This is a genomic window from Cellulosilyticum sp. ST5 (assembly GCF_046529625.1).
Classification (GTDB): domain Bacteria; phylum Bacillota; class Clostridia; order Lachnospirales; family Cellulosilyticaceae; genus Cellulosilyticum; species Cellulosilyticum lentocellum.
Genome location: NZ_CP132338.1, coordinates 1,256,842 through 1,282,173, shown reverse-complemented (window position 1 = coordinate 1,282,173; position 25,332 = coordinate 1,256,842). Strand labels below are relative to the sequence as shown.

At 32.3% G+C, this 25,332-nt stretch carries 22 protein-coding genes, 1 pseudogene and 1 riboswitch; of the genes and pseudogenes, 15 read left to right on the top strand and 8 right to left on the bottom strand.

Annotation, left to right across the window (positions count from 1 at the left end; translation table 11 throughout):
* Positions 1–3 precede the first annotated feature (3 nt).
* From QTL86_RS06265 to QTL86_RS06255, 3 genes are all read right to left on the bottom strand, one after another.
* Complete coding sequence (locus QTL86_RS06265; RefSeq protein WP_243118592.1) at positions 4–354, bottom strand: reverse transcriptase N-terminal domain-containing protein; 351 nt, start codon at positions 352–354, stop codon at positions 4–6.
* 530 nt (positions 355–884) lie between these two features.
* Positions 885–1,451, bottom strand: coding sequence for an IS3 family transposase (locus QTL86_RS06260; protein WP_243118677.1), 567 nt, complete (start codon positions 1,449–1,451; stop codon positions 885–887).
* A 32-nt stretch (positions 1,452–1,483) separates the two neighbouring features.
* Positions 1,484–1,768, bottom strand: a complete 285-nt coding sequence (locus QTL86_RS06255; protein ID WP_127066737.1) for a transposase — start codon at positions 1,766–1,768, stop codon at positions 1,484–1,486.
* Positions 1,769–2,210: 442 nt separating this feature from the next.
* On the opposite strand from QTL86_RS06255, the gene QTL86_RS06250 reads away from it, so the two are divergent.
* The 6 genes and pseudogenes from QTL86_RS06250 (at position 2,211) to QTL86_RS06225 (ending at position 9,885) form a co-directional block, all read left to right on the top strand.
* Positions 2,211–6,629, top strand: coding sequence for a cellulose binding domain-containing protein (locus QTL86_RS06250; RefSeq protein WP_410496785.1), 4,419 nt, complete (start codon positions 2,211–2,213; stop codon positions 6,627–6,629).
* Positions 6,630–6,651: 22 nt separating this feature from the next.
* Positions 6,652–6,942: a hypothetical protein gene (locus QTL86_RS06245; protein ID WP_127066739.1), complete on the top strand. Its 291-nt coding sequence runs from the start codon at positions 6,652–6,654 to the stop codon at positions 6,940–6,942.
* Positions 6,943–7,746: 804 nt separating this feature from the next.
* Positions 7,747–8,019: pseudogene (locus QTL86_RS06240) on the top strand (SMODS domain-containing nucleotidyltransferase); the annotation flags it as partial.
* Between the two features lie 219 nt (positions 8,020–8,238).
* Positions 8,239–8,724 (top strand): hypothetical protein, encoded by a 486-nt coding sequence (locus QTL86_RS06235; protein ID WP_127066740.1) that lies wholly within the window; start codon positions 8,239–8,241, stop codon positions 8,722–8,724.
* Positions 8,715–9,467 (top strand): transposase, encoded by a 753-nt coding sequence (locus tag QTL86_RS06230; RefSeq protein ID WP_410496784.1) that lies wholly within the window; start codon positions 8,715–8,717, stop codon positions 9,465–9,467. Before QTL86_RS06235 ends, QTL86_RS06230 begins: the two co-directional genes overlap by 10 nt.
* A gap of 163 nt (positions 9,468–9,630) precedes the next feature.
* A complete protein-coding gene (locus tag QTL86_RS06225) occupies positions 9,631–9,885 on the top strand; it encodes a hypothetical protein (RefSeq protein WP_013657220.1) in 255 nt (84 codons plus the stop codon).
* A 931-nt stretch (positions 9,886–10,816) separates the two neighbouring features.
* On the opposite strand, the gene QTL86_RS06220 is transcribed toward QTL86_RS06225, so the two are convergent.
* Positions 10,817–11,284, bottom strand: a complete 468-nt coding sequence (locus tag QTL86_RS06220) for a TspO/MBR family protein (protein WP_410496783.1) — start codon at positions 11,282–11,284, stop codon at positions 10,817–10,819.
* A 212-nt stretch (positions 11,285–11,496) separates the two neighbouring features.
* Here QTL86_RS06220 and QTL86_RS06215 point away from each other — a divergent pair, with 212 nt between their 5' ends.
* The 4 genes from QTL86_RS06215 (at position 11,497) to QTL86_RS06200 (ending at position 15,148) form a co-directional block, all read left to right on the top strand.
* Positions 11,497–12,681, top strand: coding sequence for a tocopherol cyclase family protein (locus tag QTL86_RS06215; RefSeq protein ID WP_410496782.1), 1,185 nt, complete (start codon positions 11,497–11,499; stop codon positions 12,679–12,681).
* Between the two features lies 1 nt (position 12,682).
* The gene (locus tag QTL86_RS06210) at positions 12,683–13,483 is read left to right on the top strand and encodes an SDR family NAD(P)-dependent oxidoreductase (protein WP_013657222.1); all 801 of its coding nucleotides are present in this window, start codon (positions 12,683–12,685) and stop codon (positions 13,481–13,483) included.
* 34 nt (positions 13,484–13,517) lie between these two features.
* Positions 13,518–14,333, top strand: a complete 816-nt coding sequence (locus QTL86_RS06205; RefSeq protein ID WP_013657223.1) for a DUF1295 domain-containing protein — start codon at positions 13,518–13,520, stop codon at positions 14,331–14,333.
* 146 nt (positions 14,334–14,479) lie between these two features.
* Entirely contained in the window at positions 14,480–15,148 is a 669-nt protein-coding gene (locus QTL86_RS06200; protein ID WP_127066743.1) for a YkgJ family cysteine cluster protein, read from the top strand.
* Between the two features lie 169 nt (positions 15,149–15,317).
* On the opposite strand, the gene QTL86_RS06195 is transcribed toward QTL86_RS06200, so the two are convergent.
* Complete coding sequence (locus QTL86_RS06195) at positions 15,318–16,064, bottom strand: exonuclease domain-containing protein (RefSeq protein WP_410496781.1); 747 nt, start codon at positions 16,062–16,064, stop codon at positions 15,318–15,320.
* Between the two features lie 151 nt (positions 16,065–16,215).
* Here QTL86_RS06195 and QTL86_RS06190 point away from each other — a divergent pair, with 151 nt between their 5' ends.
* The 3 genes from QTL86_RS06190 (at position 16,216) to QTL86_RS06180 (ending at position 19,107) form a co-directional block, all read left to right on the top strand.
* On the top strand, positions 16,216–17,010 hold the full coding sequence (locus tag QTL86_RS06190; protein WP_410496780.1) for a metallophosphoesterase: 795 nt from the start codon (positions 16,216–16,218) through the stop codon (positions 17,008–17,010).
* 95 nt (positions 17,011–17,105) lie between these two features.
* Positions 17,106–17,369: a DUF1905 domain-containing protein gene (locus QTL86_RS06185; protein WP_410496779.1), complete on the top strand. Its 264-nt coding sequence runs from the start codon at positions 17,106–17,108 to the stop codon at positions 17,367–17,369.
* A gap of 235 nt (positions 17,370–17,604) precedes the next feature.
* A complete protein-coding gene (locus QTL86_RS06180) occupies positions 17,605–19,107 on the top strand; it encodes a glycoside hydrolase family 43 protein (RefSeq protein WP_410496778.1) in 1,503 nt (500 codons plus the stop codon).
* A gap of 190 nt (positions 19,108–19,297) precedes the next feature.
* Here the strand turns inward: QTL86_RS06180 and QTL86_RS06175 are convergent, their stop codons facing one another.
* The gene (locus QTL86_RS06175; RefSeq protein ID WP_127066748.1) at positions 19,298–20,332 is read right to left on the bottom strand and encodes a 2-hydroxyacid dehydrogenase; all 1,035 of its coding nucleotides are present in this window, start codon (positions 20,330–20,332) and stop codon (positions 19,298–19,300) included.
* Positions 20,333–20,486: 154 nt separating this feature from the next.
* Here QTL86_RS06175 and QTL86_RS06170 point away from each other — a divergent pair, with 154 nt between their 5' ends.
* Positions 20,487–20,873, top strand: a complete 387-nt coding sequence (locus QTL86_RS06170) for a desulfoferrodoxin family protein (protein WP_410496777.1) — start codon at positions 20,487–20,489, stop codon at positions 20,871–20,873.
* A 187-nt stretch (positions 20,874–21,060) separates the two neighbouring features.
* Positions 21,061–22,860: a heme NO-binding domain-containing protein gene (locus QTL86_RS06165; RefSeq protein WP_410496776.1), complete on the top strand. Its 1,800-nt coding sequence runs from the start codon at positions 21,061–21,063 to the stop codon at positions 22,858–22,860.
* Here the strand turns inward: QTL86_RS06165 and QTL86_RS06160 are convergent.
* Positions 22,817–23,509: a trimeric intracellular cation channel family protein gene (locus QTL86_RS06160; RefSeq protein ID WP_410496775.1), complete on the bottom strand. Its 693-nt coding sequence runs from the start codon at positions 23,507–23,509 to the stop codon at positions 22,817–22,819. The genes QTL86_RS06165 and QTL86_RS06160 overlap by 44 nt on opposite strands.
* An 82-nt stretch (positions 23,510–23,591) precedes the next feature.
* Positions 23,592–23,687: riboswitch (glycine riboswitch) on the bottom strand.
* 893 nt (positions 23,688–24,580) lie between these two features.
* Complete coding sequence (locus QTL86_RS06155; RefSeq protein WP_127066754.1) at positions 24,581–25,282, bottom strand: lysophospholipid acyltransferase family protein; 702 nt, start codon at positions 25,280–25,282, stop codon at positions 24,581–24,583.
* Positions 25,283–25,332 lie beyond the last annotated feature (50 nt).

Below are 25,332 nucleotides of genomic sequence, written 5' to 3'. Positions count from 1 at the left end.
GACTCACCTAAGTGGTTTTGCTTTATATTGCCTATCTGTAAGAGAAAGAGTTGCCTTCATCTTTGCAGAAGATGTAGACCAAAGTTGTTTGTCCACACCAGAGGTGTTTTTGCCTTTGTTAGAGGTAACTTTCTTAACTGCAAGAGCCTTTGGGTAGAATGAGTGTGTAAGAAGATACTGTAACCTTTTAACTTTATTAATATCATTTTTAACTGTTGCCTTAGCAATCCTGACTTGTAGTCTATTAACTTCTTTTGTTGCTATTTTCCAGTCAATGGTTTCCCACTGTTCTGAGCATCTGCGTGTGTCTTTTAGCTTCTCGGTTTTATCCGTCGTTGAATAACTAAAATTCATAGATATACATTCCTTTCCTGCTAAGAAATACCATGAGATAAGTCTGCACTCTTTCGAGTTGGGGCAAATTTTGAACCCCTATCCTTTGTCATTACAATAAAGGCATTTGCTTTTTATCTCTTTCTTCTGCCCTCAAAGCCGTTTCATTTCCTTGCGGATTGATACCCATAAGTAATTTATGGGAGCTTATAGGGTTTACCAAGTTCCGCATAATACATAATTGTGAAAGCCTTAGGAGTCGCCTTTAAACCGGGAGTGCTTTATCCATTCGCATTGGCTAGTCAGAACACCTTTGCTTGACTCCGTACCTTTTGGTCGAAGCGTAACAGCCTATTTCGCTTCCTCCGCGTAACGATTCCTACAGTGATTCACTTTACGTTCTCCATAGCTTTCTTATCCTAGTAGTCATTCCAGATTTAGGCTCCTAGAACTTCCTCATTGTCTCGTGAGCTTTCTAACCCAGACGTTACCATCCACGCTAGTCACGATAGGATTACTCCGAATGGATGGAGTAGCATTAATGCAATATATTATGCGACTTCTTGTCGCACCTCAGATCCCTGGTCAGAGTGAAATATGAGTCCATACTGAACATGACGGCTTTTATAAGCCTTATTAAAAGCTGACATTGTTAAGGTGACATCGTGGTTGCTAGCTATGTGCCAACCAATGATTTTTCTAGAAAACAAGTCCATGACAATGCAAAGATAATACCATTTACCATTAACTTTTATGTAAGTGAAATCACTAGCCCAGACAAGATTTGGAGCCTTTTGGTTAAATTCCTGATGGAGGTGATTATCGCATTCTCCCTGATCGTGATGTTTTACTCTACAAGGTTTATCTGTAGACATTTTAGGAAGAGACATTGATTGCATCAGTCGGTACACTCGTCCCACGCTGATGTTTATACCATAATCACGACTGAGGATATATGTGATTTTATAAGCACCAAGACATTTATCATAGTCAGAATAAATCTGAAGAATGACACGTTTGATATTTAGGTTTTCCCTTACTCTTGGAGCAGATTCAGAGTTGAAGTGCTTATAGTAAGTGCTGAGATTTACGTTTAGTACACGACAAAGGGTTTTGATATCATGCTGAAAGCGTAGTTTATAAACAGCATCTAGTCGCTCAGAGAGTGTGGCGTGAATATAGCAATCGCTTTTTTAAATATGAGGTTTTCCTCCTCAAGTTGAGCCATTCTTTTTTGCATTTCTTTAATTTGTTTAGCAGTTAGGACTTTGCCATCATCGGTCTCAACAGTAGAATATTGTTTAATCCATTTAGCGAGAGAAGTCTGTGAAATATCATATTCTTGGCAGAGAGAAGTCTGAGTTTTGCCATTATGATAAAGTGCAACGATTGATTTTTTAAAATCTTCATCATAACGAGTTTGTTTAGTTGCCATGTGGGCACCTCCTTTTGTGTCTACTTTAATATAATCACTAATATCAAATCGTGTCTACTTATTTAATATAGATCCAATTAGATCATGGAGTAAAACAGGAACAATTCAATGAGAATCTATGTCTTAGAATGCTAGGTCAGATCAAAGTAATAGATGACAGAGGAAAAATATACATTACATTATTAGATGGTACAAGTATGATATGTGAAAATAACAATTAAAAATTTTGAAAGCACTAAATGAATTTTAGCTATGAAGTGAACACCATCTTGGTGGTTAAGCCTAAAATGGTGTTCATTTTGATATTAAGCATAACAACTACAAAGTACTACATACATTTAGTACTTTCTACTAAAAAAAGTTATACGACAGTTTCGGACAAAATTTTATTTGTTTAAATATTATAATTATACAGAATATAATTATAAAGGGGAGTTGTTATTTGAAAACGAAAAAGAGAATTTTAGCCTATTTACTTACTTTAACACTAGCTATGACATCACTGCCTACTCAATTATTTGCACAAACAACAAAAGATGTACCACTGCCTATGTCAGCACTTGTAGATACTCAAACGACTACACCCGGAGCTATACAAATTAATCCTTCTAAATATATAGGGGATGGTTATCAAGTAGAATTTAAAGTAACGAACCAATGGCCAGGGGCATTTAATGGGGAATTTGTACTCACTAACACTGGTGATAAACCACTAGAAAACTGGACATTAAAATTTGATTTTGAACACGAAATTACAAGTATGTGGAATGCTCAAATTTTAACACGTGAAAGTAATAGTTATGCTATTAAAAATATGGGTTGGAATCAAGATATAGAACCGGGAAGCAGTATAACTATCGGTTTCCAGGCCAATGGCGATGGTACTATTAATAATCCAAGTAAATACAGCTTGGATATGGAAGAACAAGTAGCAAGTGATGTAGATTACACTATTGGATTTAAGTTAACTGGTAACTGGAATGGCGGTTTTAATGGAGAAATAAGTATTACTAATCAGTCTAATGCACCTATTGAGGACTGGAGCTTAGCTTTTGATTTTGAAGCTAATATCAATAATTTATGGACTGCTACTATAGTTGAGCACACTGGTAATCACTATGTTATTAAAAATAAAGGATATAACGCTAATATTGCACCAGGACAAACTCTAACTTTAGGTTTTAGTGGAGATAATCTAGAAGATAGTACAATTGAACCAAATAATTATAAACTATCTTATATTGGATCAGCTACAGATAAAGAAGAGATTGATTATGAGTTAGACTCTGATAATGATGATTTACCTGATTACTATGAAAATATATTAGGAACAGATCCTCTAAATGCAGACACTGATGGGGATGGCCTTCCTGATGGTTATGAGTATTGTGAGCTAATGACAGACCCACTACTTCAAGATTCTGATGGAAACAATACAAGTGATGCAGATGAAGATTTTGATAAAGATGGACTTATTAATAGAGAAGAGTTTTTATTAAGCACAGATCCTTACAATAATGATACAGATAAAGATAGTTTATTGGATGGAGATGAAGTCAATAAGTTTGGTACCGATCCGCTTGTTTATGATGAAATAGATATTAGAATAGATACTGACGGTGATGGATTAGCTGATCAAACCGAACGTATTATTGGAACTGACTTAACAAAAATAGATACAGACAATGATGGACTACCTGATAATTACGAATACTTTGATTTTATTACAAATCCTACATTAAGTGATACTGATAATAATGGAATAAATGATGCAGATGAAGATTTTGATAATGATGGCTTAACTAATCTTGAAGAATATACAATTCGGACAGATTCTTTTAAGCCTGATAGTGATAATGATGGATTAATAGATGGTGATGAAGTAAATACTTATCATACTAACCCGCTAATAGCAGATACTGATGGAGATACTTTAAATGATGGTGACGAAATAAGTATGGGATTAGATCCTTTAAATCCTTTTACTTTTGGTACACCAGATCAAGAATATGTTTTTGTTCAAGATGTAGCTGATGACAATTTGTCAGCTATTAATACAGAAGATAGTCCTTATAAGGTATCTATCCAAGTAAAATCTTCTGGAAATGCAAAAGGAAATACTATAGTAGGCCAAAGTGAATATGCGCATACAATAGAAGATAATAATGCAATTGTAGGAAAAGCTATTAGCATTAAGTATCATGATGGCGTATTAGAAGAAGGTAAAATATCATTTGAATTAGATGAGTCTCTTGTTACACAAGACAATATTGTAAATGACCAGAGGGTAACAGGAATAAAAAGATATCAAATTTTTAATTTTAATGAGGAATATGGGATATTAGTTCCACTACCTACAATAGTTGATGTGAAAACTAATGTAATAAGCACTGAAATGATAGGTCAAGGTACCTATTGTGTTATGAATTTAGAAAAATGGTTGAGTAACGTAGGAGCTTTTAAAACTAATCAAGAAGTAAATATTCTAAAACAAAGTGCTTCTATAATGGCGAGCGTGGATACTCAAACATATGATTTGAAAAATAATAACTTATTTAACACTACATATCCTAACACAAAGTCAAAAAAAGTTGACCTAGCCTTTGTAATAGATACTGGATATACAATGCAAAAAATAATGCCATCATTAAAAGCTAGTATGAAAGAGATTGTTAGAGGATTAAAAGAGGAGTACAATTTAGATGTAGAAGTATCCATAATTGACTTTAAAGATATTAACTATATGAGTCCTTCTTCAGCCATCCAAATAAATGGCATACAGGCTTCAAAAGCAGAAGGAAATAGAGTATTAAGCTTTAGCAATAGTCTTTCTGAAATAGAGCAGATAATAGATGGGCTTGATGCTTATGGCGGATATGATACAGACATTTCAGGTACACCGCTTGCGGGATTAGGGTATGTTACAACTTTGCCATTTAGAAAAGATGCCAGTAAGTTTGCCTTTTTAGTAACTGATAAGTCATATAGTATTGCTAACTGCCATGGTTTTAATACTGTGTATGAGATGATAGAAAAGTTAAACACATCGGGAGTTAACCTAGGAATATCTTATAAAACAAGGGAAGAAACAGGTAGTATTTCAGATAATACAGCTACGTTTTATAGAAGATGGTTACAAAAAATAAATGGTGTTTTCGTACCACTTCGAATTATGGCAGATGTCGAAAGTGGTTTCAAAGAATTTATTATTACTAATCTTATTGACCAAAAAGAATTTCAAATTTTAGGAAGTACTAGCCTTAAAGAAATTATATTAAAAGAACCTTTAGCTAAGGGAGGTTCAGCTGATACTGACAAGGATCAACTTACTGACAGTGAAGAGGTATACTGGGATTCTAAATTAATATCTTATGGAATAGATGGATATGAATTACCTAAAATAGGAGATATATGGACTCTAATCTATGAGACTCATGGGTACGATATAAGTCAAATACCTTTCCCAGAGTTATTACAAGATATAGTCGTATTACCGATATTATCTGATCCTACAGATATAGATAGCGATTCCGATGGATTAACCGATTATGTTGAACATACCAATCATTTCGAACATGATACATGGTCTGCATTGCATTATGATAAAACAAATGTGGATATTTATAATACTTACGAAAGAACAGTTGCACATAGTAAGGATGAACATACTTTTATTCTTAATCCATATATTGTCACGAGACCATATACAATTAATGTGAATAGCGACATTAATTTAGATATATCTGTTTATTATATAGGGATTACTGGAATGTCTGACCCTGAATTAGTAACCACAAAATATAATATACAAGATAGAATAGATTTTGTACCTGAAAAAGGTGGCTATTATGAAGTAAGAATTAAGCTTAGTTCTATAACTTCAATAGGCGACTATTCAATGACTATAGAATTATTGGATATGTATAAAGAAGCAGGCTTTGTAGAAGGTGATGATGTCCTTGTATATGCTGCTAATCATAAAGGGTTATATCCATTTTTAGCGACATTAGAAGAGGGAACTTATGGAATATTAATACCTAAATTTGAAGATGCAGAGGAGTTTGGACAATTTAATTGCGCATTTTCTCCAGGAGATGGATTATCCTTAGTATTGGATTTAACGCCCTTAATTGGAGACGCAAAAACTTTTATAGAACTAATTGAAGGAAGAGATATAATAACAAAGCAAGAAATTAATCGATGGTTATTAGCAGGAGCTATAATAGTTCCTCGTGTAGTTTCTGAAGCTATTGGATTATTTGGAAAAAATGCAGATGATGTTGCAAAATATATTTTAAAGGGAGATCCTAAAACCGTTGCAAAACTAAAAGAACTCGGAGCAACGGACGGATTAATCACATCAATACAAAAATCTGAGGGCGCGGCTGGCTTAGATAGGTTAGAAAAATTGCTAATGCAATATTTTTCATGTGATGATATTGCTACTTTAAGTAAATATGGAATAAGTACTGCAGAATATCAGGCTAAAGGTATAACCTATTCAAGTGTTGCTGAAAATGTTTCGAAAATGCTTAATACGAGTGATTCGTATGTAGAACTCTATAGAGCTGTTGGTGTAGATGAATTTGAAGATATAATGAGCTCAAATATATTTAGACCCAGTCCAAGTGGATTTGTTTCAAAACAATTTGGATTCTCATTCGATGAAATATTAAAACTGAGTAATAATTTCCCTGAGAGTGTTGCAATTTTTAAGGCAAAAATACCAAAAGAAGTATTTATTAAATTAGATTTTAATGCTGTAGATACAGCTATATTGAAGAGTGGTAATGCAACTGTTCAAGAAGATGTTTTGAAAATTTTTAATGATTCATTGTTAGAAGTAAAACAGGTATACTAGTAAGAATGGAGCTGATTTTGTTTTGTTAGAATTTATAGCAGATATATATTTATTTAAAGATAATGGTGGTGCTATGCCAGGAGATGGATGGTCTGGAATGATGCCTTCATTTAATATGGATGGAGACTTGATAGCTTCAAGGATATTGTGTGATAAACCTCTTATAAAGGAGCAATGGCATGAAGTCATTATTCAACTTCCATATGGAGATAAATTTGAACACATAAAGGGAAAATTAAAAAATGAGTATGAGTTTAAGCTTAACATTGGAGGGAGAGTACTGGGCAAAGGAATAATAAAGTGTGTAGAATGACAATCTCTTTATTTTGAGCAAATTTAACTTTAAGCGATTCAAAAGATGCTGTCTATAAAAAATAGTTTTAAGGAGACTTTCGGTTAATTTGAAGTTTTATTATAAATTTCATGGCTGAAAGTCTTTTATATATTTTGTCAAATTCGCAGTTTTTCACCTCAAATTTGTGCCTCTTTGCAATAGATGTCTTATAATCATTTCATGTGTATAAAAAAAGATAGTTGAGTTAATATGAAATGATTGTAAGACTGTTATATGGACAAGTATACAGTATGAAAAAGTAATAATAGAGTAGATGCAAGCAAACTATGAAGAGATAGATATGTGCTTGGCCTATTTTTTGTATCCTACAGGTAATTCGTAGTTATATCACGAGTTAAAAAAATTAAAAATAAATAATATTGTATACCAATATCTAATTATATTATAAAATATAATTAGAATAGATTAGAAGTATCACAGATAATCTGTACTTATAGGTGTGGCGGGTATAGATAAGTATAATTTGTTGAGTTATAGAATTGTTCGTAAAAAACACTAAAAATAAAAATATTATACACATTTATTGCTGATTATCCTAAAATATATAAAGGATTAGATCAAAAATAAGATAGTGATTTTTTATAAGTAACATGAATTTATTTGTTCGGGTAATGAAAGAATAGGAGGGGACGGAATAAGATGAGTTTGCCAATACGTAAGCGTGGAGAGATTATTCCACAAGATACTAGAAATACTATATCAATGCGTTATCATACTATTACCAAAGCAATAAATTGTGAATTTTGAAACAGCCAAAGTGAGACACAAAATAGTTTGTATGTTGGTTCTTATGGGCGTGGAACAGCAATTAATTCCAGTGATCTTGATGTTTTGTTTGAATTACCACAAAATGAATATAATCGATATGATTTAGTAAAGGGCAATGGTCAATCACGTTTATTGCAAGCAGTAAGAAATGCAATACTAACATCTTATCCTCGCAGTGAAGTTAGAGCTGATGGACAAGTTGTAAAAGTTTTGTTCAGTGATGGCATGAAATTTGAAATACTTCCTGCATTTAAAAACATTGATTGATGGGGGCAATGGAATGGTACATATATTTATCCAGATACAAATATGGGTGGAAATGAGGGCTTTCGGGTCAATTTGAAGTTTTATTATAAATTTCAAGACCTAAAAGCCCTTTTTGTAAAAGTTGTAAATTCGCACTTTTTGACTTCAGATTCTTGCCTCTTTGCATAGTTATATTCTATAATCATTTCTTGTGTATAAAAAATGACAACCGAGGCAAAGATGAGTAAGAATTACTTAAAGAAATTTATTAAATATGTAAAGAAAGTTTATCATATAGAAGATGGGTTAAAAGCACTAACAGATAGAAGAAAAAACCTTCTATATACTACTGGAGAGGTTATTCTACCAGTGCTTTTAGGCTTTATAATGAGAATACAAAGTTTTAATGAACTTAAGTATAAAATAAGAAGTAATGATTTTATAAATATTATTTCTAGAAAAATGAAATTACCACAAATAGATACTATCAGAGATACCCTTAAAGTTATTGATAATCAAGAACTATACAAAATGCACAGTAAAATCATTAAGAAGTCCAAGCGAAATAAAACATTTGAAGAAGGGACCATAGATGGCTATACAGTTGCAGCTATAGATGGTACTAAATTGTTTGGAAGCTATAAGAAAAGTTGTGAAGAATATTGTACCACAACTATAAGAAATAAAAAACACACTATTTTCATAGTACTGCATTTATGTCATTAATAGGAAATGAGCCTAGATTGATCATAGACTTTGAACTCTATAAAGGTTCAGAAGATAGCAGTAAAAAGGATGAAGGAGAGCTAACGATAGCAAAAAGACTATTGAGCAGAGTAACGAAAGAGCATAAATGCACGATAGATGTAGTCGTTTATGATGCTTTGGCTTGTAATAGCAGTTGTATTAATCATTGTATATCTAATAAGGTAATACCAGTTATTCATGTAAAGGATAGTAATATTATAAGTATCAAGGAAGCTAAGACTAAAATTAACAAAAGTAATATAAAAGAGATTTGGCAAGATGGGAAAAGAGATTGTGAAGTAACAGCATATGAAGAATCGTTTTACATGGATGAAGTAACTGACCCACTTAGGTTTGTAAAGTTTAGAAAGAAAACAAAGACAAACAAATATTCACAAGTTTTACTGGTTACAAGTGATTTTAATATTCCTCTTCAAACATTATACAAGATGATGCACATGAGGTGGGATATAGAAAATAGCTTATTTAATAAACTTAAAACTTATAGTGCTCTAGAGCATTGTTTTATACATCACCCAAACGCGATAGAAGCACTTTTGTATTTAATGAGCATAGCTACTAATCTTACACAACTATTTATTTTTAGAAGGCTAAGTGGAAGTGAGGTAAAGCTATTAACACAAAAAGAAATAGTAAGGTTGCTAGAGAAAGATCTATATCGATTGAAATATACTAGGAAGTATATTTTTGATACGACATAAGGCCATGACCTAATTGAATACGGTGGGAGAAAATTGGGGTAAGGGGAACTATACCTATTTTTAGGAAAAACAGCATAAATAGTGTAAAAGATAGTAGGAGTTGATTGAAAATTCTTTAACTATACTATAAAATCAGGTTAGAAGCGAAAGTGCTCGTATTAAGATGGGAACTGAATTAAGGATGATAGATGAGGATTTTAGACAATCTTTATTAAGTAAAATGAGTATAAGTCAAGGTAATATATTATTTTTACGCGAGCTATTAATAGAATATAAAGAGGCAGGAATGGATAAAAATAGTATGATGAATAATCTGATAGAGTTACGTTCTAGTTGTAATTCTGATGTGGAGGATGTTTTTCTTGATTTGATGGATTTTGTGACAGGATTTTGTAATTCAAGTTTGAGAATATTTTAATATTTTAAAGAGATAACTGTTCAGCCATAATAAATTTTGCTGTGGATAACAGTAGAGGTTTCGGGTCAAATTGAAGTTTTATTATAAGTTTCAATACCTGGAGCCTCTTTTTGTAAATAATATAAATTCGCATTAGAAGGATAATATTTTCTTTGGTATGGACGGAAATCACTATGCTTTTGTATATACAGTTAATGGAGAGAAACCTACTTACATATGTATACCTGATGAGTATTGAAATGGAAAAGAAAACACTTGGAGAGTAATTGGTATTACTTTAGAGTACAATAGGTATACATATTTGTTTTATCTTCACAACAAAAAGCCACCATTCTAGAAAAATCTAAAATGATGACTTTTTGTTGTGCCCAGACTCTTGTTAGTTACTTTTATAGCTTGATTTCCAATGTCACAATAAAGGCATAGACATAAGCTCCTCAGCAGGTCTTGCACTTTGCAGAGAATAGGAAAATAAGCTATGAAAGTTCAAACGCTGAGTGAGGAGCTCCTTAAAGTCTTAGCAGGTGCACCCTTTATGACGAGGAAGCTAAGGCATTAAGACCCTGGTTTGAAACTTTATTTGGTATAACTTATGTGTAAAGCATTAACGAATAACCCATAAAAGAGTTTTTCCATTTAAATCTAGTGGTGAATATTTTTCTTAGAACCAGAGGTACCTGCAGGGCAGATTAAGACTTGGCCCATGCCTAGTCAGCACCCCCGTTGTGGTGATTCTGCTACGAAAAGTTATTTGTTTGCTCTTTACATCATACTATATGTTACATCGTGAATATTTCCCTAATATAATTTGAAAAATTTATAGAAAGGAAATTATAGACTCTTTATTTAGTGTCATTTTTGTTAACTCTCTAACTATAAAAATAGGGTACATACTAATAGATTAGAAGCTACCCTATTTTTATATGTCGTATTATTGATTAAGGGTATAAAGCATAAGATTTAAGTATCCAGCAAAAGTAACCCAGAGCAGATAGGGAATTTGAAGCCAAGCAGCTAATGGATTAATCTCCTTGAATGACTTAATCATTACCACAATCAGAATCCATAATATAATAAGCACAAAAAAAGCAAGTAGGATATTTTGCAAGTTAAAAAAGATGATAGACCATAGAAAATTAAAGAAAAGTTGCCACCCATAGATAGTAAGAGCTTTTTCCTTGTTGGGGGAGTTAGATTCGTAGATGAGATAAGCAGATATCCCCATTAAAATGTAAAGGATAGTCCAAACAATAGGAAAGACCCATCCTGGTGGTGATAAAACAGGCTGTTTCAGCTGATTATAAACTTCCATACTATTTTGAGTGAGAAATCCAGCTAAAGCGCCTATTCCAAGGCTTATGCCTATGCTTATTAAAAGCTGTTTCCAATTGATTTGCATTAGTTCCTCCTTTATGTCCATGCATTAAAGTATGTAGACATATACAAATAACTACTATCAGTGTATGCTACATGTCCTAACTTATGATAATAAATGAGTATTTTTAGAAAAACTGCATAAATAGTGTAAAAGAAACTAGGAGTTGATTGAAAATCATTTAACTATAGTATAAAATCAGGTTGAAGCTAAGGTGCTCAAAACATTACCTATAGATGACTATTAGAATACAAAAAAGAGAAGGTGAAGAAATGTTTAATCGTCATGACTTATCGAGAAATGAATATATGCTAGATGGGTGCTTTTGTAAAAATGGCTATGACTGGTGGTGGCATTCTTTTACAGCAAGACATGAAAAAACAGGTGAAGAAAAAGCTTTTTTTGTAGAATATTTTTTATGTAATCCTGCATTAGGTGGTGATAAAGCCGTATTAGGTCAATTGCCAGAAAATAAAGCAGCCGGCAAGAGGCCATCTTACCTTATGGTCAAGGCAGGAAGCTGGGGGAAAAACCCTAAACAGCTACATCGTTTTTTTGCATGGGATGAGGTAAAACTTCATAAGAAGAAACCATTCTCTATAAAGGCAAAGGACTGTTTTGCATCAGATACGGAATTAACAGGTAGTGTGGGTGTAAGCGAAGTGGAAGCAAAGGAGCATCCAGAGTATATGTGTGATTCTGGTTGCATGACATGGGACTTGAAACTAGATAAGAAAGTTGCATTTAATGTGGGATATGGAGCAGGTAGATTATTTCGTAAGATTAAAGCTTTTGAAATGTATTGGCATGCAGAGGGAATGAAAACCTTGTATAGTGGAACTGTTGAAATAGACGGAGAACGTTACATTGTGGAACCAGAAACATCCTATGGATATGCGGATAAGAATTGGGGAAGCAACTTCACAAGCCCGTGGGTGTGGCTTTCTTCGAACTGCATGAGGAGTAAGGTTACAGGAAAAGTGTTGAAGAATAGTGTGTTTAACATCGGTGGTGGATGTCCAAAGATATATTTCTTTCCACTGAACCGAAAATTGTTGGGAGCTTTTTGGTATGAGGGAAATGAATATGAGTATAATTTCTCCAAGTTTTGGACATTGCCACGCACCCAATTTTCCTTTCAAGAGACAGCAACAGAAGTGAGGTGGAAAGTGCAGCAGGAAAATAGAACCTCTGTTATGAAAACTGAAGTCTGTTGTTTAAAATCTGATCTGCTACTTATTAACTATGAGGCTCCAGACGGTAGTAAGAGGCATAAGAAGTTGTGGAATGGTGGTACGGGAACAGGAAACATAAAGCTTTATAAAAAGACGCGGGATGGCTTGTCGCTCATTGATGATATCGTAGTAACACATGTAGGATGCGAATATGGGGAGTACGATAATGGAGGAGAGGTGAAGTGAGGTGAAAACAGTAGTAATTACAGGAAGTTCTAGAGGACTTGGTTTTGAAATGGCTAAGGTTTTTAGAAAGAGTGGACTAAATGTTATGCTTAGTGCAACCAATCAGGAAGTACTTGAAAAAGCAAAAAAAGAACTTGAGAAAATTGAAAGCTCCGCTAAAGTTGAAGTGTGTAAATGCAATGTAACAAGTGAGGAGGACATACGAAATCTAATAAACTACTCTAAAAAGATATTTGGCTCTATTGATATATGGATCAATAATGCAGGTGTAAATCAACCAAACAAGCCTATTTGGGAGCTATCTGCAAAAGAAATCACATCCATACTGGATATTGATTTAAAGGGAACGATCAATGCATCACGACTAGTAATGCGTGAAATGGCAAAAGTACGTTCTGGAGCAATCTACAATATCGAAGGATATGGAAGTAATGATGCTAAAATGCTTGGTTTATCTATTTATGGAACCAGCAAAAGAGCTGTTACTTATTTTACGGAAGCATTAGCCAAAGAATCGCAAGAACTTAAGACAGGTGTTATTGTTGGTAGATTAAGTCCTGGAATTATGATTACAGATTTTCTAACAAATGCTTTTTCTTGCAATGAAAAGATAGAATTGCAGGAAAAGACAAAGAAAGTTTATAACATCTTGGGAGATTACCCACACGTGGTAGCTGAATTTTTGGTAAATAGAATGCTCAAGAATACTAAAAATAATGCTAAAATCCAGTGGTTAACAAATAAAAAAGCTACTTGGAGATTTATGACAGCTGGTTTTAATAAAAGAAACTTTTTTTCATAAGAGAGAATTAATAAAGTAAAATGTGGAGGTTCTTATGAATTTTACAAGTACATTTACACTTAGTTTTTTGATATTAATAGTTATAGCATTAGTGGTTAGTTCAGTTGGATTCTATAAATATGTTTACTTTATTTCTTTGGGATATGGTTTTTCTATTGCAGCAATGGGAATTGCTATGCCAATTCTATTTTTCAATGATTTAAGCATAGGAACTATGGTTTCTTGTATGCTATTTGTGATTTATGGTTGCCGTCTAGGTGGATATTTGCTTGTTAGAGAACTAAAAAGTGCATCCTATCGTCATACGATGAAAAAAGAAATGAAAGATGGTAGTACCATGAAAATAGCTTCAAAAGTAAGTATTTGGGTTAGCTGTTCCTTGCTATATGCACTACAAATATCCCCGGTATTTTTACGTTTACAAAACGGAGTTAAGACAGACGTATTTAGCATAGTCGGTGCTATGATCATGGTATGTGGTATTTTATTAGAGTCTTTAGCTGATATACAAAAATCCAAAGCAAAAAAGAAGAATCCATCACGTTTTTGTGATAGTGGATTATATAAAATCGTGCGTTGCCCTAATTACCTAGGAGAGGTATTATTTTGGACAGGTGTATTTGTTTCAAGCATAAACGTTTATGTTGGTGTATGGCAATGGACTATGGCATCATTTGGGTATATCTGTATCGTCTATATTATGTTTGGTGGCGCTAGAAGATTGGAAATACGACAAAATAGAAATTATGGTGATAATCCTGAATATAAAACATATGTGAAGCAAACACCAATTCTTCTACCATTCATTCCATTATATAGTGTAGAAAAATATAAATGGCTAGTGGGATAGAAAACTTGACAACTTGTAGTTACACTTATACAAAAGTACTAGCATTATAAAATAGAATTTCAGTTTGATTAGAGGATAGATTGACAACAACTCTATACATGTTAAAATCATAATAGTTATAAGGTAAGATTTAAGAAAGGAAAATTATGAGAACACTAAAGACATTAGAAGGTATTTCAGATGGTAAATTATATGATATAGAGGACTATGTAAAAGCAGATACATCTGGATGTAATGGGTGTTATACTTGTTGTCATAGAGTAGGAGACTTGGTTGAGCTTACACCATTTGATGTTTACGAAATAGTAAATCACACTAAAGTATCCTTTGATGAACTCTTGGGGAATAAACTTGCACTCCAAATAAGCAATAAAATGATGTTGCCTTATCTCAAGATGGAGGGAGAAACAGAGCGCTGTAGTTTTTTGAATGAAACAGGTAGGTGTGGTATACATGAACATCGCCCCAATATTTGTAGACTGTTTCCACTTGGCAGAGTTTATGAGAATGATGATTTTAAATATTTCTTGCAAGTAGGAACATGTGTTATGCCTAACTTAAAAGAAATCAAAGTAAAAGAATGGATTGGGATCGCCAATTATAATGAAAACAAGACTTTTATCTTGGCATGGTACAAATTATTAAAAGCCCTTCATTTTAGATTGAAATTTGTATATGATAAAGCAGAATTAGAAGAAATGAATCAGTATGTATTAAATACCTTTTATCGTATACATATAAACGAAGGAGAAGATTTTTATACTGTATTTTGGAGGGTCTTACCTGAGGCAAAAGAGAGATTAGGTATTTTATAAATAGAGACCGAGAATATTGAAATAGTAAGTAAAAAATGAATCTATTATATTGAACATTACTCACCGCGCTTGAACATTTTTGTGCTTGCAATGAACCACGGTGAGTCTTTTTAATTCAATTATCTAAGTATTTAAAATGTGATTAGGTAGAAATATACCCCAAATACATTTAATCTATAAGAAATTGTCCTGTTTTTCCCATTTGATAAGCTACTTTAATAATGGCTTGTTCTTCTTCTGTCATAGGCCTATGATACATCTTCGCAAATTGTTTTATTAAAGCGTCAAAATCAATATGTTTTTTAGCTGGTCTAGATAATTTAGAAGCTTCATAAGGATCATAGCAATTAGGTGTAATAGAAGGTTGATAAACCTTTTTAAAAATTTCAGCAGTATAATAAGCATCTGATAATGCAAGATGAAAAGCCGTACTTGTAGGAATTTGAAGCATATTGACGGCATCTTGTAAACGAAGTAATTTTTTTGAAGGCAAGCCTAAGTAAATAGAAGTGTAAGGTTGAATATTAATGAACATTCTTGGAAAGGGTGCAGGATCTAATTTATGATATAGGATATTCTTAAATAGAATTTTCATATCAGATGTACCCCAAATACAACAAATCGTCTTCCTAGAACCAATAAATTCTATATACGCTTTATATACTTCAGAAAAACTTTCTTCTTGTGCTAATTGTTCTATTGTAATACCTGTTAGATAAGAAACAAAAGGATTCATTTCTTCATAAATAGTAGGTTTAATCAAACGATTAAAAGTATCTATGGTATGAAAATTCTCATCTAGCTTAACAGCTCCAATTTGAATAATTTCAAAAGTATAGGGATTTTCTTTGTTAACAACATCCTTTCGTGCTGAGAAATCTTGGTTAAACTCTAAATCGAAAACAATATAATTCATAGCAAGTCTCCTTTAACTATTTTCTTTTGATATTTTTTGCTAGTATTTAGTAGGTTATTCCATAAATGAAATAAAAGGAATTGGTATAGATTATAAATATACAAAAGTTATTGTACGTAGCTTAAAAGAGATGAAAGAAGGAAGATATAAGATGCCAATAGATTTAGAAGAGATATCTTATGAATTCATGCAGCTAGAAAATAATAAAAGTGAGATACATGGTCCATTTGATATCATAGGTGATATTCATGGTTGTTATGATGAACTATGTGAATTGCTTGAGAAGTTAGGTTATATTATAGACAACTCACAAGGAGTATATTCTCCTCAACATAGAAAAGCAGTTTTTTTAGGCGACCTAGTAGATAGGGGACCTAAATCACCTGAAGTTTTAAAACTAGTCATGTCAATGGTAAAGAGTGGGAAGGGATTTTGTGTCATTGGTAATCATGATAATAAGTTGCTACGTAAGCTAAAAGGTTCTAATGTACAAGTCCTTCATGGCCTTAAAGAAACTTTAGAGCAGTTAGGACAAGAACCTGAGTCTTTTAAAAAAGATGTTGAAATGTTTCTAGAACATTTGGTGGGACACTATGTATTTGATAATGGAAGATTAGTAGTAGCACATGCAGGATTAAGAGAACAATTTCACAGCATAGCATCTAAAAAAACACGAGATCTAGCAATGTTTGGAGAAACAACGGGTAAGATAGATGAATTAGGCTTACCTGTGCGTATAGATTGGAGTAGTGAGTATAAAGGACGCGCATTGGTTGTTTATGGGCATACACCAAGAGCTCAAGCAATAATGGTGAATCATACCATTAATATTGACACAGGCTGTGTGTTTGGAGGTAAACTAACTGCTTTTAGATATCCGGAAAAGGAAATTATGGAGGTTAAAGCTAAAGCGGTTTATTGTGAGCCAGTAAGACCTTTTTTATAAAGATACTTCTGTATGCCTTAGACTATTTGGAAAAGGTATACTTATAACCTCATATCCTTTATACTAATATCAAGTAATAAAATTGGAGGCAATATATGAGTAAAATATACGAATTTAATGCAGAAATTAAAAAAGTACCAGATATTAATGGTGCCTATATAGAAATACCTTTTGATGTAAAAGCTGAATTCGGAAAAGGCAGGGTACCTGTTTGTGCTACCTTTGATGGTGTTGAATATTTAGGAAGCTTAGTTAAAATGAAGACAGCATGCCATATCATTGGTATTAGAAAAGATATTAGGCAACAGATTAATAAGCAACCAGGTGATACCATTCATGTAACACTTCAAGAAAGATAAATGAAAAATATGGCTCATATAAAAGACACTTACTTAGGTGAGTGTCTTTTATACCTTTACTTTTATATAAAGATAGCTTAAAACAAATAAAATGCTATTTACTTGTACTATGCTAAAGATTATCAGTAAATACATTTATAATATTTACAGTAAAATGTTAAACTATGCTTGGCATATTATCTTAGGAACATTATATTAATTGAGTATCTAAATATTCTTAGTAGGAGGTAGAGAAATGAAATACAAAAATCCTGTCATTAAAGGCTTTTATCCTGACCCCAGTGTATGTAAGGTGGGTGATACTTACTATCTTGTATGTAGTTCTATGCAGTATTTTCCTGGTGTCCCTCTTTTTGAAAGTAAGGATCTTGTTAATTGGAAGCAGATTGGACATTGTCTTACAAGAAAAAGTCAAATAAAACTGGATAAGTCAAATAGTTCAGGAGGGGTTTTTGCTCCTACAATAAGGTACAACAATGGACGCTTTTATATGACCACCACCAATGCTACGACTCAACAGAATTTTTATGTCTGGACAGATGATATTTATGGTGAATGGTCTGATCCTCTCTTTGTGAATCAAGGGGGAATTGATCCGTCCTTATATTTTGAAGATAACAATACATACTTTATGAGTAATGGCGAAGACGATAATGGCATAAGTGGTATCGTTCAATGTGAAATTGATATTGCTACAGGGAAAAAGCTCACTTCTAGTCGTACCATTTGGCAAGGTACTGGTGGCCGTTTTCTTGAAGGCCCACATATGTATAAAATAAATGAGATGTATTACCTTGTCGCCGCAGAAGGAGGAACAGAATTTGGTCATATGATAACTTATGCACGAGGAGATTCTCCCTATGGTCCTTTTAAGTCATATCCATATAATCCCGTGTTAACAAATCGTAATTTAGGAGGGTATGAAATACAGGGTGTAGGTCATGGAGACCTGGTCCAAGATGATAAAGGTAATTGGTGGATTATACATCTTGGATTTCGTCAAATAGGTCAGTGGTTAGCTTATCATCATTTAGGACGTGAAGTTTTTCTAACACCTGTTTTCTTTGCAGAAGATGGCTGGTTTACAGCAGGATACAAAGGAACAACCCCACAATATTTTGATATTCCTTCTACTTTTGACAATTTTATTCAATATGAGAAAAAGTGTTATACCTTTGAAAATACGGAATGGGATAAGGAATGGTGTTATATTCGATTACCTAATGATGAAAATTATATATTGGGAGAGAATGTATTAAAACTCAGAGGAACCAAAATTACACTTGATGAGCTAGAGTCACCGACATTTATTGGTCTACGCCAAAAAGATTTTAAAGCAGCTATTTCTTGTAACGTGTCTATTTTAGATGGCGAAGCAGGTATTACTCTCTATATGGATGAAAATCATCATTATGATTTGGCACTGCGAAAATGTACAGGTGGATATGAGGTAATCAAACGCTTAAATATTGGTGATATTAAATCTGTAGAAGAGCAATTAGAGATAAAAAATATAAATAATGTATCACTTATTATTCAAGCAGATCACGAGGCGTATAGTTTTTTTATTCAACTAGAAAAGGAAAAAATTAATCTTGGTACAGCACAAACTAAATATCTATCTTCTGAGATAGCCGGAGGATTTACCGGTGTTATAATTGGACTATACGCAAGCAATCAAGGTAATTATACCTATGCTTGCTTTAAAGATTTTAAGTGCAATTATTTCTCTTTCTAAAAATTTAATTAAATCTAAAGCAATGCTGAATATTATTATGCTAGTAATAATAGTTTACAGAATGAAGGGCCTATTTACTTTTAATAAATTAGCACAAAAAAGTAGCTTATCCTAAATTATAAGATAAGCTACTTTTTGTATTCTAGATTCTGATTTAGCTTTATAACAATTACCTATTTCTTAAAAAAGATTAAAAACAACGTTCTGTATGATTTTTTTTGCATCCATTTAATTTTTTACATTGATAGCATATCTCATTTGGAAGAGGCTCACCTTCAAAGTACGCCTTTAAATTGTTTAGTGTTGTTTCTGCTATATGCTTTAAAGCTTCTTGGGTTAAAAAGGCTTGATGAGAAGTGACTATAACATTAGGTAAAGAGACTAATCTAGCCAAAACATCATCTTGTATTATCACATTAGAAAAATCTTCAAAAAACAGTTCTGATTCTTCTTCATATACATCTAGTCCTGCAGCACCAACCTTATGTGACTTTAAGGCTTCTAACAAACTCTCACTTTCAATTAAAGCTCCTCTAGAAGTATTAATAATCACAACGCCATCTTTCATTTGATCAAAAGTTTCTTTCTTTAATAAATGATGTGTCTGCTCTGTAAGAGGACAATGAAGTGAAATAATATCAGCTACTTGACAGAGTTGCTCAAAACCTACATATTCAAAGTCGGCATTAGATATAGGGTAGGGATCATACGCAACTACTTTCATGCCAAAACCCTTGCATATATCGATAAACACTTGTCCAATCTTTCCTGTTCCTACAACACCTATAGTTTTTCCATGTAAATCAAAACCTGTTAAGCCACTTAAGCTAAAATTAAAATCTCTGGTTCTGTTATATGCCTTGTGTGTTTTTCGATTAAGTGTTAAAAGAAGCGCCATTGCATGTTCTGCAATAGCATAAGGTGAATAAGCAGGTACACGAACAACATGAATCTTATTAAACGCTGCTTTAAAATCAATATTATTATAGCCAGCACAACGCATAGCAATAATAGATATACCTAAATCATCTAATTGTTTAATGACCTGTTCATTCAAGTTATCATTAACGAAAGCAACAATGCCTTCACATCCCTTTGCTAAAGCAACAGTATCCTCATTTAACTTATTCTCAAAATATTTAATTTCGAAATCATAATTCATTATAAAAGTATCAAACCATTCCTTATCATATGGTTTTGTATCAAAAAAAGCTATTTTTCTCATAATATCTCCCTTTCTTTAAATAAGTTTTATATTATATGTAAATTGACAATACTAATGGTTATTGTATAATAGAATTATATTACAATAATCATTCAAAATATTCAATGAAAATTCTAGGGATTATTGTAATAAAATACATAATGGAGGGGTTCTTATGTGTGGAGAACAAAAGTTTTATATTTGTAGGCACTGTGGTAATATTATTGGTGTCATACAGAACGGTGGTGGCAAACTCATTTGCTGTAATGAAGCTATGACAGAACTTGTCTCTAATACTACAGAGGCGGCTACTGAAAAGCATTTGCCTATTATAACTATTTCAGGAAATGAAGTAACTGTAACTGTAGGTAGCATAGCACACCCTATGACAGAAGAACATCTTATTAATTGGATTTACCTCCTAACAGAAAAGGGTGGACAAAGAAAATGCCTTTTACCAGGTCAAGAGCCTATTGCTAAATTTGTCCTAACTGAAGATGATCATGTTATTGCAGCCTTTGCTTATTGCAATCTTCATGGTTTATGGAGAACCGACATATAAATGTTTTAAAGTACTATAGGTTAACTATAGTACTTTTTTACTAACTAATTCTTTTTATGTATTAAATACTAGGTTTAGATTATGTAAAGATTTCATTTCCTATCCTAGTATTCATTGTATTTATGCTAAAATTGTGTTATAGAAATCTGATTTAAAATGACATAATGAGATAGAAGGAGTGTATAGTATGAAAGGAACCGTTGTATCGACTTGGATTAAAACCTGCCGTAAACTTTATAATGAACAACATATTGACGAAGCTATGGAGCTCGTTAATTGGAAGAGGGATCGTGTTTTTTCCCCTATTGAAACAGTGGATGATACGCAAATTTTCAAAGTAATTCATGCCATTGCTGAAAAGGAAAAAGTAAACGAAAAAGAACTATGGAAAATTATTGGTCATGAAAATATTAAAACCTTTCATCATGATTTTCCTTCTTTTTTCAAAACCCAAAATTTGTTTTCTTTTTTAAGGGCGCTTTTTGACGTACATATTATTATGACAAAGAAATTTAAAGGTGCTAAACCGCCACTTGTACAAATCAAAGCCATTTCTAATTATGAAGCATTATTAACCTATGAATCTGAACGTTCTATGTTTGATTATTTTTATGGCCTCTTTGAAGGTGCTATGCAGTACTTTAGTGAAAAACCAAAAGTCGAAGAATTAGAACGCTCAAAGAATAGCTTAACGATAAAAATCACCTTTGAAGCACCTATCTATTTTAAAAAACGCTATTTCTTTAATAACATCTTATCTCTAGGTTTTATAAGAAGCTTACCTATTAAAAATGCTATTTTTACAGGTGTCGTATCTTTGGCTATTACTTTTCCTTTATTAGGTTCTAGTTTATGGGGGAAAAGTCTCGTTTTAAGTGGTATAATAGCTGTATTAAGTGGCTTAAGCACTCACTTGCTTTTAAAACCTCAAAAAATATTAGAAGAAGAATTAGAGTTACTCTGCAATAATGAATTTAGTACTTATGGTGAAATTAAAACGAATGATTCTTTTGAAAAACTTTATGGATTAATCAATAACTATAAAGCACTTACTCGTAAAGATTTTACAGGTATTAAAAGCGTGGTAGATGAGATGAGTTCATTTACCTCTGCATTAGGTAATATCTCTGATTCAATGAAAGGAACTTCTAATGATATTTCAGAGGTAGTAGAACAAGTAGCTGATGGTGCTACCGAGCAAGCTAAAAATACAGAACAAGCTGCCTTTGTGTTAAACCAAAATATTCAGGCGCTTAAGGAAATTGTTGAAAGTGAGCATCAGAATAAAAATGAGCTAGAAAATGCATTATCTAAAGTTAATAATAGCTATCAAGGTGTTAAAAATACCAGTGACCATATTTTTAATACTTTAGGAGAATTCGATAAAATTAGAGAAAAGGGCCTCTACCTAGAAACAAAAGTACACGATATGACTGCCATTATTGCTATTGTTTCTCAAATTGCAGAGCAAACAAATCTACTAGCACTTAATGCTTCTATTGAAGCTGCTAGAGCAGGAGAAAATGGTCGTGGTTTCTCTGTAGTAGCTGAATCTATTAGAAAGCTAGCTGAACAGTCTAAAGCAGCTGTTCAAGAGGTTAACGCTAATCTAGCTTTATTTATTTCAGAAATAAAGCTATTTATAGAGGCTATACAAAAAGAATATCTAAAGCTTGAAAATGAAACCAAAAATCTAGAAGGTGTAAAAAATATTAGTTTCGAGGCTAATCAATCTATACAAGCTGTATCAAGTTCCATGATTGAACTTATCCATAGTCTTACTAAGCAAGCTGATAGTATTGGCACAGCTTCTTCCACAGTAGAAGCTTTAGCTGCTATTGCGGAAGAGAACTCTGCTTCTTCAGAAGAAGTAAGTGCTAGTGTTATTAACTATTCTCATGAAATTGGTTCTTTAGTAGATAATATACAGTCCTTTAAAACAATTACAAGTGATTTTCAACATGATCTAGATCAGCACAAGCTTTAGAAGGAATCTTAGGTAAATTCCAGTGGTATTTAGAAGCTAGTAAACGTATAAGGAAGGTAAGTAAACTGCCTATAGTCATGGCAATAACATTATTGATATCATACTTAATAAGTAAATAATAAGAAGTACTTCCTAATAAAGCAGCTAAAAAGTAAATATGCTTTTTTAAGAAAAATGGAATTTCTCCAACTAATACATCTCTAAGCATACCACCACCAACACCTGTTATGATTCCTACAAATAATGTTAAAAAAGCATTTTCGAAAAAACCTCCTTGCATAGCTGTTTGAACACCAATAACAGCAAATATGCCTAGGCCTATAGCATCAGCTAAATTGAGTAGTGAACCGAAGGTTGAACTCAAATGATTTTTAAATTGATAATGATAATATTGCGTTATGTATGCTACGATAAAAGCTATTACAGCAGTTAATGCTGCAACTATAACATAAATAGGATTAACAAATAATAGCGGAGGGTGAGAACCTAGCAAAATATCTCTTATTAACCCTCCTCCTGTAGCAGCCGTTACACCTAAAATAGTAATACCTAATAAATCTAATTGCTTTTCAATACCTCTTAAAGCGCCAGAAAGAGCAAAAGCAATGGTACCTATGATTTCTATTGAAAAAATCAGAGTTTCAATCACAATTTTATAACCTCACATTCTTATTATTAAAGTTTTTCAAACAAAAAAGAGGATAAAAAGCAATTATAAAAAATATAATTGCCTTTTATCCTCTGTCCTTTTACCTGAAAGCTTACCTATTGGTTTTCCTCGTCGGTGGTGTCAATTTTACGCAGACACGCTCTCCAGATTTACGTCCCTTGACTGTATTGTACCTGAGAGTTTCAACATCTACCTGGCTTATAGCTGTTTTGCTTCTTCGGTTATTATGTAGTACATAATATCTCCAGTCAATTTCAACCGTTTAATTGTTATTAATTCTTACTGAGTATATCAAAATTATAGTTGTATGTAAATCCCAAAATTGAACTTTATCCAAAAATAGGAATCAAAAGTGGAGGAGAGGAGTATCTATTTACAAATTACACATAATTATATACAAGCATTTAAAATACTAGTATTATAATGAATTACTATATATAGTAGATACATTCCATTCAGATTACATTGTAAATACTTATTTATATACCTAATATATCCAAATTGAAGATTTTGTTTTACAACCTTAAGAAGTTGTAAATGTTAAATATGTATCATTGGATGAGATGCAAGATATGTATAACAAAAATGAAATAGTTGAATCTGTTTGAAAAAGATTTTCTCATTTTAAGGATAAATTATTATTCTTAAAAAGGAACAGAAAAAAATAGTTATAAAATGCTATTTTATTATAGTATTTTACTATTCGCGAAACACCGGTTTTACGAATAGTAATGCGGATAAAGATTAAACCTACTCTTAAGGCTTATAGTTCTACCGTTAAACAAGCTACTTTATAATTGGATTTGTATACGATTAATATTTAGCATGTTTACTGACCAACATAAAATCCTTTTGGATTACTTAATAGCTTATTCATTCTAAGAGTATTTATTTTATCTATACTTTTTAATTACTTAATTCAATAAATGCCGTAACATCTTTATACGGATATACTTCAAATTTCTCGACTAGTATTGGAGTTTCAGCAAAATCAGTTATCAAGCCATTGATTAAGCAACTTTTATACTTTTAAAATACAAATCAACTGATTCATTTATATACGCCTCTATAATTCTCAGGTAATAATTCTGCTATTTTTTTCATTATATATCTTATGGCAAAATCTTCATATTCCTTTTTATCTTGCTCTTTTGCTCTCTTGGGAAATTCAAATTGTTTTCCAATGTTGATATGAACATCTGCGTAATTAAAGGTTTCTGCACTCATATCTCCTTCTTTATTTATAGGTAACAGTTTTTCTGTCCCATATAATCCAATAGGTACAATAGGAGCTCCTGTCATTCTTGCTATAAGAAGGACTCCTCTCTTTGCTTCTATCAAGCTACCAACTCTACTTCTAGTTCCTTCTGGGAAAATCAATAAACTTTCACCTTGCTTAACAAGGCTCACGATTTTTTTAAGACCATCTTTATCAACAGTATTAGGTTTTATATTTGTCGTCTTTACTACATTAACCCCTATACTTGTAATAGCATTATTTGATAGTTTTATACCTGCTACAAAAGTTGGATCAATCTCTTTTAAAGCCTTATCTAAAACTAATCCATCAGAATTGCTTAAATGATTACATATAAAAATAGTTGGTGTTTTTAATCCTTTTAAGTTTTCACTTCCCTGTATGTTTATACTAGCATATTTTTTCAGGTATTTATTAACCATTTTTTTAGATATGTATGTGACAAATTTATTAGGTAAAATATTTATTATTTTTGCCGTTGTAGCAGATATCATTTGCTTACTCCTCCTAAATGCCTCTATACTTGAAAGTAAATTGATATTTA